This is a genomic window from Methylobacterium sp. DB0501 (assembly GCF_011043735.1).
Taxonomy (GTDB): Bacteria; Pseudomonadota; Alphaproteobacteria; order Rhizobiales; family Beijerinckiaceae; genus Methylobacterium; species Methylobacterium alsaeris.
The window spans coordinates 121346-134788 of record NZ_JAAKGV010000010.1 but is presented as its reverse complement, the minus strand read 5'-3'; the positions used below and the strand labels follow the sequence as shown (position 1 = coordinate 134788).

Annotated in this window: 10 protein-coding genes; 2 read left to right on the top strand and 8 right to left on the bottom strand. The window is 71.7% G+C overall.

Features of this window, described 5'->3' with window-relative positions:
- The first annotated feature begins 2 nt into the window (after positions 1 to 2).
- Positions 3 to 464: a nickel-responsive transcriptional regulator NikR gene (gene nikR, locus G4G93_RS16450; protein WP_165085591.1), complete on the top strand. Its 462-nt coding sequence runs from the start codon at positions 3 to 5 to the stop codon at positions 462 to 464.
- Positions 465 to 679: 215 nt separating this feature from the next.
- Here the strand turns inward: nikR and G4G93_RS16445 are convergent, their stop codons facing one another.
- From G4G93_RS16445 to G4G93_RS16410, 8 genes are all read right to left on the bottom strand, one after another.
- Positions 680 to 1525, bottom strand: coding sequence for a metallophosphoesterase family protein (locus G4G93_RS16445; protein WP_165085589.1), 846 nt, complete (start codon positions 1523 to 1525; stop codon positions 680 to 682).
- Positions 1522 to 2454, bottom strand: a complete 933-nt coding sequence (locus tag G4G93_RS16440; RefSeq protein WP_165085587.1) for a diacylglycerol kinase family protein — start codon at positions 2452 to 2454, stop codon at positions 1522 to 1524. Before G4G93_RS16440 ends, G4G93_RS16445 begins: the two co-directional genes overlap by 4 nt.
- 227 nt (positions 2455 to 2681) lie before the next feature.
- Positions 2682 to 4883, bottom strand: a complete 2202-nt coding sequence (locus tag G4G93_RS16435) for a 3-hydroxyacyl-CoA dehydrogenase NAD-binding domain-containing protein (RefSeq protein ID WP_165085586.1) — start codon at positions 4881 to 4883, stop codon at positions 2682 to 2684.
- Positions 4884 to 4905: 22 nt separating this feature from the next.
- Positions 4906 to 5409, bottom strand: coding sequence for a hypothetical protein (locus G4G93_RS16430; protein ID WP_246736832.1), 504 nt, complete (start codon positions 5407 to 5409; stop codon positions 4906 to 4908).
- 5 nt (positions 5410 to 5414) lie between these two features.
- On the bottom strand, positions 5415 to 6623 hold the full coding sequence (locus G4G93_RS16425) for an acetyl-CoA C-acetyltransferase (protein ID WP_165085584.1): 1209 nt from the start codon (positions 6621 to 6623) through the stop codon (positions 5415 to 5417).
- 70 nt (positions 6624 to 6693) lie between these two features.
- A complete protein-coding gene (locus tag G4G93_RS16420; protein ID WP_165085582.1) occupies positions 6694 to 6948 on the bottom strand; it encodes a hypothetical protein in 255 nt (84 codons plus the stop codon).
- A gap of 29 nt (positions 6949 to 6977) precedes the next feature.
- Complete coding sequence (locus G4G93_RS16415) at positions 6978 to 8771, bottom strand: acyl-CoA dehydrogenase C-terminal domain-containing protein (protein ID WP_165085581.1); 1794 nt, start codon at positions 8769 to 8771, stop codon at positions 6978 to 6980.
- Between the two features lie 212 nt (positions 8772 to 8983).
- Positions 8984 to 9442: a MerR family transcriptional regulator gene (locus G4G93_RS16410; protein ID WP_165085579.1), complete on the bottom strand. Its 459-nt coding sequence runs from the start codon at positions 9440 to 9442 to the stop codon at positions 8984 to 8986.
- 489 nt (positions 9443 to 9931) lie between these two features.
- Between G4G93_RS16410 and G4G93_RS16405 the strand changes: the two genes are divergently transcribed.
- Positions 9932 to 13360 (top strand): SEL1-like repeat protein, encoded by a 3429-nt coding sequence (locus G4G93_RS16405; protein ID WP_165085577.1) that lies wholly within the window; start codon positions 9932 to 9934, stop codon positions 13358 to 13360.
- Positions 13361 to 13443: the final 83 nt, after the last annotated feature.

Sequence of the window (13443 nt, the reverse complement as noted above, 5' to 3'; positions counted from 1 at the left end):
CGATGCAGCGGATCACCGTCACCCTCGATCCGGACCTCGTGGCGGAGGTCGACCGGACCGTGGAGCAGCGCGGCTATGCCGGCCGCTCGGAGGCGATGCGCGACCTCCTGCGCCGCGGGCTCGCCGAGACCCGCCGCCGGCTCGACCCCGACCTGTCCGGCATCGCGACCTTCACCTTCGTCGCCGAGGCCGGCGTCCGTGACCTCGGCCAGCGCCTCGCCGAGGTGCAGCAGCGGCGCCACGACCTCGTCGTCGCGCAGATCCAAATCCCCCTCGACCACGAGGCCAGCCTGCACACGCTCCTCGTCCGCGGCCGGGTCCGCGACATCCTGGCCTTCGTCGACGAGGTCGCGACCCAGCGCGGCATCCGCCACGACAGCCTGTCGCTCATCCCGGCCCGGATCGAGCTCGGCGCGCATCGCCACGGCGAGGACCCGCACCCGCACGAGCATATCCGGACGTGACCGAGCAATCGTGATGCACCGGTCGCCCGCCCGCCTCATCAGCCCGGGGAGGCGATGCGGTCGCTTGACCCTACCCGCGGCCTCATCCTGAGGTGAGACCGAGAGGAACCTCGAAGGAGGGCTCGAGACGTCTGTGCGACCCCTGGGACCTCCTTCGATGTCGGTCGATCGGCGAACGCCTCGGGACGAGACGAGTGGGTCGGACGAGCAGCCGCTCACTCCTCCGCCGCACACCGGGCCGCGCCCGATTCCGACGCGTCGCACCAGTCCTTCCCCGTCCACAGCCGCACCTGCACGGTCGCCACGCCGTCCGCCACGGTGATCCGGTTGTAGGCGTTGGGCTCGTTGCCGCGCAGGCGGGTCGAGGTGGCGGAGCCGGCCTGGACCGCGAGCAGGCGCCGGCCCGTCGCCCTCGCCTCGGGCCGGTCGATCTCGGCCTTCGGTCCGTCCGGGGTCGGCTCGGCGAAGCGGGCATAGCCGCGGTGGAGGTGGCCGGCGAGCGTCAGGCCGACGCCGTGGCGCTGGAAGGCATCCAAAGCCTCGTCGGCCCGGCCGACCAGGCGCGCCTCTTCGTCCCAGGGCGGCGGCATGAACGGGTGGTGGCCGACCACGATGCGGAACAGCCCCGGCGGCAGGGCGTCGAGCTTGGCTTCCGTGCGCCGGATCTGCCCGCGGGTGATCTTGCCCTGCGACCAGTCGGTCTCCGGCGCCCAGGTCCGCACGGTGTTGAGGCAGACCACCGCGATCTCGTCGTCCTGGAACACCGGCTCGGTCTCGGGCGCGACGTAGCGCTTGTAGCGCCGGAACGGATGGAAGAAGCGCTGCCAGAGCCGGAACGGCGAGATGTCGTGGTTGCCCGGCACGGCGATCCACGGATGCGGCAGCCGGTCGAGGAAGGCCTTCGCCTCCAGGTATTCCCGGGTGCGGGCACGCATGGTGAAGTCGCCCGAGATGATGATCAGGTCCGGGTGGTCACGGGTCAGCTCCGCCACCAGGCCCTCCACCACCGCCGGGTCGGTACGGCCGAAATGCAGGTCGGAGATATGGGCGATCCGCCTCACCGCGCGCCCTCCGCCGGCACGAGGACCCGGAGGGCGACGGGGCGGATGCGGTAGCGCAAGGGTGGGGCGATCAGCACGACCTCTCCGTCATTCATCACCCGCAGGGCGCGCCTGCGGGCATCGAGGGTCAGCGCGCGCGCCTCGTGCCGCTCCAAGTCCGGCAGGCGGCGCCACTCGCCGACCGCGAAGCCCAGACCGAGCCGCACGAGCCGCGCCGCCGACAGGGTCTCGACGAGGTAGAGCGTGAGGTGCCCGCCGTCGACGCCCGCCCGCGACAGAACCTGGCCCAGCCCTTCCCGATAGTCGCCGCAGACGACCGCGAGCGTCCGGAAGCGGATCCGCCGGGTCTCGTCCCCGAGGGTGAGCACGGCCCGTTCCCGCGGGTAGCGCCCGAGATGGCGCAGGAGGCCGGCCGCCATGCGCAGCAGGTCCGCGAGCCCCATCCGGCCGCGCTTCGCCTCGCGGTGGCGCGCCAGCCGGGCCGGCAGGCCGAGCACCGAGTTGATCAGGAAGACGTGGCCGTTGACCTCGCCGGCATCGATCGGGCGGAGGCTGCCATGGGCCAGCACGGCGATCGCCGCGTCGAGGTCGAGAGGGATGCCGAGATCCCTGGCCAGCAGGTTCATGGTGCCGAGGGGCAGGATGCCGAGGGGGACGGCCTGCCCCGTGAGGGCCTGCGCCGCGCAGGCCAGCGTGCCGTCGCCGCCCGCCACCGCCACGGCGTCGATGCCGGGGAGCTCGGCCGCAGCCGCGAGCCGGTCGGGCGGCGACGCCTCGGGCCGCGGCTCCGGCACGACGGCGAGGCCCGCCGCCTCCAGGCGGGCGCGCAACGTCTCCGGTGTCAGGCCGCCATCGACCAGGGAGCCCGCCGCGACATTCGCCACCAGCACGATCCTGCGGGCCGGCGCTTCACCATTCTGCTTCGTCACGCGATTGTCCCGGGCGGCGAGCGTGCCGCCCGGGCAGGATGCCGGCCCCGCATCTCAGGCAGATGGCAGGGCCGGATCATCTCGTGCCGGCTCCGGTCTCATGCACGTTTCATCCCGCCCGCGCCCTCAGGATGAGGTCGCGGGCGGGATGAGATCCGGCAACCGGGTCGACCGGACCCTCACGCCGCCTGCCCCTCGGGCGGCCTTCCCGTCAGGCCGCCTTCCCGTCAGGCCGCCTTCTTGGCCGCCTCGCCGTAGAAGGTGGCGCCCTTCTCCGCCATGGCGACCAGCGTCGCCGGCGGGGTGAAGCGGGCGCCGTGCTTGGCCTCGAGCGCGCGGCAGAGTTCCACGAACCGGGCCGCCCCCATGAAGTCGATGTAGGACAGGGCGCCCCCGGTGAACGGCGCGAAGCCGAAGCCGAGGATCGAGCCGACATCGGCCTCGCGCGGATCGGTGACCACGCCCTCGCCGACGGTCCGGGCCGCTTCCAGCGCCTGGGTGACGAGGAGGCGCTGCTTCAGCTCCGAGAAGTCCACCTCATCCGGGTCGAGCTTCGTCTCCTGGAGGTCGCGCAGGCCCGGCCACAGCTTCTTCGAGCCCTGCTCCGGATAGTCGTAGAAGCCCTTGCGGTTCTTGCGCCCGAGGCGGCCCTCGCCCTCGACGAGGGCGGTGAGCAGGCGTTCCTGGATCGGGTTGACGGCGGCCTCGCCGACCTGGGCCTTCGTCGCCTTGACGATCTTGAGGGCGAGGTCGACGCCGACCTCGTCGTTGAGCGAGAGGGGCCCCACCGGCATGCCGGCCTGGCGCCCGGCATTCTCGATCATCGCGGCGGGCACGCCTTCGGCCAGCATCAGGTGACCTTCGAGGATGTAGGCGCCAACGCAGCGGTTGGCGAAGAAGCCGCGGGCGTCGTTGACGACGATCGGGGTCTTCTTGATCGCCCGGACGTAGTCGAGGGCGACGGCCAGCGCCCGCTCGCCCGTCGCCTTGCCCATGATGATCTCGACCAGCATCATCTTCTCGACCGGCGAGAAGAAGTGGATGCCGATGAACTGCTCGGGGCGCGACGACGCCTTGGCGAGCCCGCTGATCGGCAGCGTCGAGGTGTTGGAGGCGAAGATCGCGTCCGGCCCGATCACCGACTCGACCTTGGCGATTACCTCGGCCTTGACCTTCGGATCCTCGAACACCGCCTCGACCACGAGGTCGCAGCCGGAGAGAGCGCTGTAATCGCCGGTCGCGGTGATGCGAGACAGCAGCGCGTCGCGATCGGCGGTCTTGGCGCGGCCCTTCATGATCTGGTCGGAGACGAGCTTGTGGGCGTAAGCCTTGCCCTTCTCGGCGGCGTCTGCCGACTGGTCGACCAGCACGACCTCGAGCCCGGCATTGGCCGAGACGTAGGCGATGCCCGCCCCCATGAAGCCGGCGCCGACGACGCCGACCTTCTTGAGTTGCACCGCGCCGACGCCCTTCGGCCGGCGGGCGCCCTTGTTCAGCTCGCCCATCGACAGGAACAGGGTACGGATCATCGCCGCCGCTTCCGGCGAGCGCAGGATCCTGGCGAAGTACCGGCTCTCGACCTTGAGCGCCAGGTCCATCGGCAGCTGCAGGCCCTCGTAGACGGCTTGCAGGATCGCTTTGGCGGCGGGGTAGTTGTCGTGGGTCTCGCGGCGGTAGATGGCGTTGGCCGGCGGCCAGGTCATCATGCCGGCGGGGGAGTAGACCTTGCCCGACGGCGCCTTGAACTTCGGCTGGTCCCAGGGCGCGACGGCCGATCCGCCGGCCTTGATCCACTCCTTCGCCTTCTCGACGATCTCCGCCTTCGGCGCGACCGCGTGGACGAGGCCCATGTTGCGGGCCATCAGCGGGCGGATCTGCTCGCCCTTGAACAGCATCTGCAGGGCGTCGCCGGTCTGCATCAGGCGGGCGACGCGCTGGGTGCCGCCGGCGCCCGGAAACAGCCCGACCTTGATCTCCGGCAGGCCGACCCGGGTCTTGTCGTCGTCCGACAGCACCCGGTGGTGGCAGGCCAGCGCCAGCTCGAAGGCACCGCCGAGGCAGGTACCGTGCACGGCGGCCGCGAACGGCTTCCCGCAGGTCTCGAGCTTGCGGTAGAGCAGGGTGAGCCGGCGCGACTCCTCGAAGAAGAAGGTCATCGCCTCCTCCTCGCCGCGCTCGCGGGCCAGACGCGCGTGTTCGGCGCCGAGCCCCTGGAGCATGGTCAGGTCGGCGCCGCCCGAGAAGGTGTCCTTGCCCGACGTGATCACGCAGCCCTTGATGGCGGCGTCGGCCACCACGGTGTCGATGATCCGGTTCAGGTCCTCCATCACCTCCGGGGTGACGACGTTCATCGAGCGGCCGGGCATGTCCCAGGTGGCGAGCGCCACGCCGTCGGCATCGGTCTCGAAGCGGAAATTGGTGAGGTTCATGGTGAGGGCCTCGTCAGATCGATTACGGCTTGGCCGGCGCGGGCGCCGGGGCCGGAAGCGGCGCCGGCACGCCCTGCGGCGTCTGGCCGTTGCCTTGCTGCGACAGGGCCGCCAGCGAGAGCAGGTTCATCATCTTGGTCACCGCGTCCTTGGTGATCGTGGTGACCATCGAGGTCGGGTCGGCGTTGAGCGCCTGGAACTTCTGGTAGACCGGGTCGTCGTAGATCCCGGCCAGCCGCTTCAGCTCCGCCGCGTCGAACTTCTGGGCGTATTCCTTCGAGAGCTGGTCGACGAGGGTGTCGCGCTCCTGGGCGAAGGTCTTGTCCAGCTCTGGGCGCAGCTTGGCCGATTGCTCGGCCGAGAGTCCGGAGAGGGTCTTCTCCTCGGCCTGCTTGAACGCCGCGGTGAGGTTGCGGGCGACGGTCTTGTTGACGATGTCGCGGGCGAGGGTGAGCCGCTCGTCGTCGGCCCGGGCCGGGCCGGCGAGGACGAGGGCGAGGGCCAGAAGGGGAAAGGCGAGACGCATCGTGCTCACACCCGCTCGATGATGGTGGCGGTGCCCATGCCGGCGCCGATGCACAGCGTGACGAGGGCCGTCTGCTTGCCCGTGCGCTCCAGCTCGTCGAGCACGGTGCCGAGGATCATCGCTCCCGTCGCCCCGAGCGGATGGCCCAGCGCGATGGCGCCGCCATTGACGTTGACCTTCGCCGGATCGACCTCGAAGGCCTGGAGGAAGCGGAGCACTACCGCCGCGAAGGCCTCGTTGACCTCGAACAGGTCGATGTCACCGACGCTCATCCCGGCCCGCGCGAGCACCTTGCGGGTCACGTCGACCGGGCCGGTCAGCATCAGGGCCGGGTCGGAGCCGATATTGGCGAAGGCCCGAATCCGGGCGCGGGGCTTGAGGCCCGCCTTCGCGCCAGCCTCCTGCGAGCCGATCAGCACCGCGGCGGCGCCGTCGACGATGCCCGAGGAATTGCCCGCGTGGTGGACGTGCTCCACCGCCTCGACGTCGGGATGGGCGTCCACCGCCACCGCGTCGAACCCGCCCATCTGGCCCATCTGGACGAAGGATGGCTTGAGGCTCGCCAGCGACTGCATGTCGGTGCTCGGGCGGCGGTGCTCGTCGTGGTCGAGCAGCGTCAGCCCGTTGACGTCGCGCACCGGCACGACCGACTTCTTGAAGCGGCCGTCCTCCCAGGAGCGAGCGGCGCGCTTCTGCGACTCGACGGCATAAGCGTCGCATTCGTCGCGCGAGAAGCCGTACTTGGTGGCGATCAGGTCGGCCGAGACGCCTTGCGGCATGAAGTACGACTTGATGGCGATGGCCGGATCGACCGGCCAGGCGCCGCCGGAGGCGCCGATGCCGATGCGGCTCATCGATTCGACGCCGCCGCCGACCGCCATGTCGTGCTGGCCGCTCATGACCTGGGCGGCGGCGAAGTTCACCGCATCGAGGCCCGAGGCGCAGAACCGGTTGATCTGCACGCCCGGCACGTGATTGCCGTAATCGGCCACGAGGGCGGCCGCGCGGGCGATGTCGCCGCCGGCCTCGCCGACCGGATCGACGCAGCCCAGGATCACGTCGTCGACGAGCTTGGTGTCGAGGGCATTGCGGTCCTTGAGGGCGCGCAAGGCGGTTTCGGCGAGGCGGAGCGCCGTCACCTCGTGCAGCGAGCCGTCGGGCTTGCCGCGGCCGCGGGGCGTGCGGACGTGGTCGTAGATAAAGGCGTCGGGCATGGGGCGTCTTCCCGGAATTGTCGTGCGGCGGCCCGAGGGGAGGGCGCCGGGGGATGGGGAGCGCGCCGGATCAGGCGCGCTCCGCTTCGATGCGGGCGATACGGCGCTCGTGGTCGTCGAGGCGATGGACGAGGGCCCCGAACCCGGCCACGACCGCGTGGGTCAGGCCGGTCACGCGGGTGTCGAGCCCGTCGATGCGGGACTCGACGTGATCGAACCGGCTCTCGACCCTGGCTTCCCGCCGTTCGACCTTGCGTTCGAGCCGCTCGATCGCTCCGCGGATCGCGCGGAGGTGTTCGAGGACCAGATTCTCCGGTTTGGCCATCGCCGGGCTCCGTGCGTACGGGCCGGAGCCTAGAACAGCTCCGCCGGCACCGCCATGACGGCGTCGGACCCGGCCGAGATCCGGGCCAGCCGCGTGCCGGTCTCCGGCAGCACGCGCTCGACGTAGAACCGGCCGGTGGCGAGGCGGGCATCCAGGCGCTCGGCGATACCCTCGCCGGAGACCTTCTTCTCGGCGGTCGCCTTGGCGATCCGGCCCCACATGTAGCCCATGGCGACGAGGCCCATCAGGTGCATGTAGTCGGTCGCGGCGGCGCCGGCATTGTCGGGTTTCGCCATGGCGTTCTGCATCAGCCACATCGTCGCCTGCTGCAGATGGCCGAGGCTCTTCATCAGGGGGGCGCAGAACGGCTTGAGGCTCTCGTCCTCGGCGTTCTCCTTGCAGAAGCCCTCGACCTCGGCGAGGAAGCGCATCATCGCCCGGCCGCCGTCGCGCGGCAGCTTCCGGCCGACGAGGTCCATGGCCTGGATGCCGTTGGCGCCCTCGTAGATCTGGGCGATGCGGGCGTCGCGCACGAACTGCGACATCCCCCATTCCTCGATGTAGCCGTGGCCGCCGAACATCTGCTGGGCATCGACCGCGTTGGCGAAGCCCCGGTCCGTCAGCACGCCCTTCACCACCGGGGTGAGCAGGCCCATGTGGTCCTCCGCCGCCTGGCGGGCGGCCGGGTCCTCGGAGCGGTGGGCGATGTCGGCCTGGAGCGCGGTCCAGATCACCAGCGCCCGGGCCGCCTCGTTGAAGGCGCGGATCGTCATCAGGGTCCGGCGCACGTCCGGATGGACGATGATCGGGTCGGCCGGCTTGTCGGGCGCCGCCGCGCCGGTGAGCGCCCGGCCCTGGAGCCGGTCGCGGGCGTAGGCGACGGCGTTCTGGTAGGCGACCTCGGACTGGCCGAGCCCCTGGATGCCGACGGCGAGGCGGGCCTCGTTCATCATCACGAACATCGCGTTGAGGCCGCGATTGGCCTCGCCGACGAGCCAGCCGGTGGCGCCGTCGTAGTTCATCACGCAGGTCGCGTTGCCGTGGATGCCCATCTTGTGCTCGATGGCGCCGCACGACACCCCGTTGCGGGCGCCCACCGCCCCGTCGGGCCCGACCAGGAACTTCGGCACCACGAAGAGCGAGATGCCCTTGGTGCCGGCCGGCGCTCCCTCGATCCGGGCCAGCACCAGGTGGATGATGTTCTCCGACAGGTCGTGCTCGCCGGCCGAGATGAAGATCTTGGTGCCGGTCAGCGCGTAGGAGCCGTCGCCGTTGGGGGCCGCCTTGGTCTTGAGCAGGCCGAGATCCGTGCCGCAATGCGGCTCGGTCAGGTTCATCGTGCCGGTCCAGGTGCCCTCGATCATCTTGGGCAGATAGGCCTGCTTCTGCTCCTCGGAGCCGTGGACCAGGAGGGCGGCCATCGCGCCCTGCGTCAGGCCCGGATACATGCCGAGCGCCGTGTTGGCGCCGGACACGAATTCCTGCATCACGCTGTTGAGGGTGTGGGGCAGGCCCTGGCCGCCATATTCCGCCGGCATCGACAGGCCCATCCAGCCGCCGCCCGCATAGGCGTCGTAGCCGGCCTTGAAGCCCTTCGGCGTCGTCACGCTGCCGTCGGGATGGCGGGTACAGCCCTCGAGGTCGCCGACACGGTTGAGGGGCGCCAGCACCTCCTCGCAGAGCTTCGCGCCCTCGGTCACCACCGCCTCGACCACGTCGGGCGTCGCCTCGGCGAAGCCGGGCAGGTTGCTGTAGCGCGCGATCCCGAACACATCGTTGAGGAGGAACAGCACGTCCTCCACCGGCGCCTTGTAGCTCGGCATGTTTCCCCCGCTCACGCGATCCGTTGAGGTCCGTCCGCGGAGCTTCCCGCGGCGAGATAGTTCATATGTAAACTATCGCGGTTCCGAACGGAAGGGGGGGCCGTGCGCCCGGCCGGGCTTCACGGGTGATATCTGTCGAGCGAGAGTGTCGCCGTGCAGGTTCCGGGCGGCGCTCGCCCCCGCAGGGCGCCGCCTGGGTTGTCATCAAGGCGTCAGGCGGTCGCGACGGTCGTGCCGTAGCCCCGCAGCGCAGCGAGCGCCCGCTCGATCTCCGCCTTCTGGTTCTCCAGATGGGTGATCTGCTCGGCGACCTGGGCCGGGGACAGGGACAGGGTCGCCCCCGCGCCGGCCTCGGCGATCTCGTCGCCGTCAACCATCGCGGCGATCTCCCGCAGCGTGAAGCCAAGTTCCTTGCCGCGCAGGATGGTCGCAAGGCGCGAACGGTCGTCCTCGGTGTAGAGGCGGGTCGTGCCGCGGCGCTGCGGGTGCAGCAGCCCCTTCGCCTCGTAGAAGCGCAGGGCGCGCAGCGTCACGCCGAACTCCTCGGCGAGGTCCCCGATGGTGAGAGTCGCGGGCGCCGTCGACCGACCGGCAGGCCGGCCGGTGCGCGAAGCGGGTCCGCCGGGACGGGCAGACGCCCCCCTGCTCTCGGTCTGCCGATCATAAGCCATGCCGTTCCCCCGTTGAGACACGCATCACTGCCGGAACCAGCGACGCCCCCCAAGGACGTCCTGTGACACAAAGAAGGTCAAATGACCTACCTAAGGGAAAGGTAACGTCAACTTGAGCGTGTGTTACTTACGGTAAAAAGTTCAATGTGTCAAAGCCTTACAGCGAAAATCACATAACCGTTACCCGCAGGGCGTTGACGCGAATCGGTGGAAAACGCCCGGTTTGCGTGCGCACTCTCGCTCAACGGTTGTGAACATAAATCGCCCAGAGGCAGGTTGCGCGCGCAACGATCGCGGTCGACGGGCCGCGTTCGCGCAACCGAAGGGAAGGCTTAACCGCTTGTTTACCGTGTTCCTTGAAAGTGCCTGCAGAAACTTTTCAGGCTGCCGCCACTGACCGGATCTTCAGGATCGAGCATGGCGCGGGGTTTCCACCGGGTGACCGGTGCCTATCAGCGTGATCCTCAGGCCCCTTGCGCAGAGCCCGCTATGAGACGGACCGCTCCTACACTCGATGCCTTCGATCCGGAGCTGCGCGATGCTGCCCGTGAGGCCGCCCGCCGCGCCGGATTGTCGGTGGACGAGTGGCTCGCCGAGGCGATCAGCGAGGGGTCGGCCCGCGCCGGGGTGCGGCAGCAATCCCGCCGCGCCTCCGCCGGCTCGCGCCGGTCGCGGCAGGACATCGTCCAGGCCGCCGCATTCCAGAAGCCCGATCTGACCGAGGGCCGCCGCGCCGATCGCGGTTGGCAACCCGAGCCGCCGCGGGCCCAGCGCCCACGGCCTGCCCGCCCCTCCGAGCCCGTCGCGCCCGCTTCCGCCGGACCTTCGACGGTCGAGCCCGCCGCGGATGCGCGGCTGATGGATGCCGTCGCGGCGATCGGCCGGCGCCTCGATGCGATCGATCGGCGCATCCTCGAGACCCGTGAGGCGACCGACGAGGTCGTCGCCAAGGCGGTCCAGGGCATCGAGACCCGCCTCGCCGAGACCCGCCCCGCCGACGCCTCCCCGCGCCCGGGACGTCGCGCCCGCCCGGCGCCCGACGGCCTCGCTGCCGCGGTGGCGGAGATCCGCCAGCGCCAGCAGCAGCTCGACGACGGCAATCCGGAGGAGGAGAAGGACCTCCTGGTCGACGGCCTGCGGCGCGACCTCGCCCGGGTAATGGAGACGACCGAGGCCGCCGCCGACGCGCTCTCCCCGGCGATCGCCGGGCTGCAGGCCGAAACCTCGCGCTTGCGTGAATCGATCGGCACGCTCGCGACCAGCGGCGATCTCGTGACCCTGGAGCAGGCGGTCCGCACCCTCTCCGACGAGGTCCAGCGGGCCCGCGATCCGGCCGACCTCGTCGCCGTCGCCGGCCCGATCGACCTGATGCGGGTCCAGGTCGGGCGCCTCGCCGAGGACGTCGCCGCCAACGTGCATGCCCGGATCGCCCAGGACGTGGAGCGCCTGGCGCGCGAGGTCGGCGGCGCGCTCGGCACCGACCGCGCCGGGCTCGCCGACCGCGATGCGGCCGCCAGGCTGTCGAGCGAACTCGACGAGATCCGCGGGCAGATCGCCGTCCTGGCCGAGCCGGCCCGGGTGCAGAACCTCGCCCGCTCGGTCGACGAGCTGACCGAGACGGTGACCCGGCTCGGCAACGGCATGTTCGACAGCCCAGCCCTGATGGACGAGCTGCGGCCGCTCCTGGAGGAGATCCGCGAGGGCGTGCGGGCGCCCGGTCCCGACGCGCCGGCTCTCGCCCAGGGCATCGCCGACCTCGACCGCAAGCTCGACGACCTGCGGGCCGAGCGGCGCGACCAGCCGGGCGCGGCCGGCGACATCCTCGGCCGCATCGACGCCCTCTCGGCCAAGGTCGATCAGGTCGCGGCGGTGAGCACCGTCGGCGACGTGATGGAGCGGCTGGAGCAGATCGGCGACGCCCTGCGCCAGCCGGCCCTGCCGGGCAGCGACCTCGCCTCGATCCACGGCATGCTGCGCAGCCTCGCCGACAAGCTCGACCGGGTCGGGCAGGGGGCGGGCGGCGAGACCCTCGACGGCCTCGAGCGTCAGGTCCTGGCGCTGGCGAGCCGCATCGACACCCGCGGCAGCGATCCGGCCCTGGCGGGCCTGGAGCGCACCATGGGCGACCTCCTGGCCCAGGTCGCGCTCCTGCGCGACGAGGCGCCGATCCAGGCCGCCGCCGAGCGCGCCGCCCGCAGCGTCGCCGATTCGATCGGCGTCGAGCGCAAGGGTGCCGTCGCTTCCGAGGGGCTGGACGGGCTGCAGGCGACGCTCGCCGACATGCGGGCGCAGCAGGCCGCCTCCGACAAGCGGCTCCAGGCCACCATGGAGGGCGTGCATTCCGCCCTTGAGCAGCTGGTTGCCCGGCTGACCCATCTCGACGCCCGCAGCGAGGCTGCCGCCCAGGCGCCGGCGCTCGCCGCGACCCCGCCCCGGGCCGCCCGCAACCTGCGCGACACGTTGCGCGAGACCACCGTCGCGGCGGCGGAACGCCCGTCCCGCCGGCCCGAAGCCCCGCGGTCGGACGGAGCCCGACCGGACGCGATGCGACCCGGCGCCACGAGCCCGGCCGACGAGATGCTCGAGCCCGGCGCGGTCCGCCCGCGCCCGATGTCGAGCGAGGCCGCCCTTTCCCCGGCCCCGGAGATGCCCGCCGGCGACATCAAGGCGAGCTTCATCGCGGCGGCCCGCCGCGCCGCCCAGGCCGCCGCAGCGGAGGCCGCCGGCACCGGCCCGGCGACGCCGGCCGCTGAGCGGAGGCCCGAGCCCCGCGGCAGCCTGGTCGAGCGCCTGCGGACGGCGATCGAGCGCCGGCGCCGGCCGCTGCTCCTCGGCCTTGCCGCGATCGTCCTCGCCCTCGGGACGCTGCAAGCCCTGCACGGCTCCGGCGCCCGGATGAGCGCCCCGACGATCTCCCAGGCGGCCGCGCCGGCCGATCCCGCCACGACCCAGGCCGTCTCGGCGATGCCGGTCCAGACGAGCGTGCCGCCGGTCGTCGCTCCCGCGGAGCCGGCGGCGGAGGCCAAGGCGGTCGCCAGATCCGAGGCGGCCAAGTCCGAAGCAGCCAAGTCCGAGGCGGGCAAGTCCGAGGCGGCCAAACCCGATGCCGCCGTCGAGCAGGCGCCGGAGGCGGCCAAGCCGTCGCTGGCGGCGAAGTCCGTCGCCCCGCGGGTGACCGACATGGCGTCGCTGAGCAGCGATCTCGCCGGCATCCCGTCAGGTGCCTCCTCCCTGCGCCAAGCCGCCCTCGAGGGCGACGGCGCGGCGGTCTACGAACTCGCCAGCCGCGCCGTCGACGGCCGCGGCCTGCCGCGGGACGCGGCCCTTGCCGCCAAGCTGTTCGACCGCCTCGCCGGCGCCGGCTACGCCCCGGCGCAGTACCGCCTCGGCAGCCAGTACGAGAAGGGTCTCGGACTCGTCCGCGACCAGGACAAGGCGCGGCTGTGGTACGGCCGGGCGGCGATCCAGGGCCATGTCCGGGCGATGCACAACCTCGCGGTGATGCTGGCGGAATCCGGCGCCGCCGGCGGCAAGCCCGATTATGCCTCGGCCGCGAACTGGTTCCGGAAAGCCGCCGAGTACGGCGTGCGCGACAGTCAGTACAACCTGGCAGTGCTGCTCGCCCGCGGGCTCGGCATCAACCAGGACCTCGGCCAAGCCTATGGCTGGTTCGCCGCGGCTGCCGCCCAGGGCGACGACGATGCCGGCCGCAAGCGCGACGAGGTGGCGGGCAAGCTGGCGCCGAAGGATCTGGCCACGGCCCGCGCCGCGGCCGAGGCCTGGAAGCCGAAGACCCCCGACCCGGCGGTGAACGACCCGCCGCCGGCCCGGACCGAAACCGCGTCCAACCCCGGTGCGATGTCGCTGATCGGCGCGCCGCCGCCCCTCAGCGTCGCCCGCGGGACCGGCAAGGTGTAGTCGGACGGTTTCATCGAGAGGAGTCGACGGGCGCGGATCGGGGGATCCGCGCCCGTCGGCGTTCGGCGCGGCCGGATATCCCC

Coding starts and splice junctions, on each gene's coding strand:
- nikR (WP_165085591.1), top strand. CDS start 3: ATGCAGCGGATCACCGTCACCCTCGATCCGGACCTCGTGGCGGAGGTC.
- G4G93_RS16435 (WP_165085586.1), bottom strand. CDS start 4,883: ATGAACCTCACCAATTTCCGCTTCGAGACCGATGCCGACGGCGTGGCG.
- G4G93_RS16430 (WP_246736832.1), bottom strand. CDS start 5,409: ATGCGTCTCGCCTTTCCCCTTCTGGCCCTCGCCCTCGTCCTCGCCGGC.
- G4G93_RS16425 (WP_165085584.1), bottom strand. CDS start 6,623: ATGCCCGACGCCTTTATCTACGACCACGTCCGCACGCCCCGCGGCCGC.
- G4G93_RS16420 (WP_165085582.1), bottom strand. CDS start 6,948: ATGGCCAAACCGGAGAATCTGGTCCTCGAACACCTCCGCGCGATCCGC.
- G4G93_RS16415 (WP_165085581.1), bottom strand. CDS start 8,771: ATGCCGAGCTACAAGGCGCCGGTGGAGGACGTGCTGTTCCTCCTCAAC.
- G4G93_RS16410 (WP_165085579.1), bottom strand. CDS start 9,442: ATGGCTTATGATCGGCAGACCGAGAGCAGGGGGGCGTCTGCCCGTCCC.
- G4G93_RS16405 (WP_165085577.1), top strand. CDS start 9,932: ATGAGACGGACCGCTCCTACACTCGATGCCTTCGATCCGGAGCTGCGC.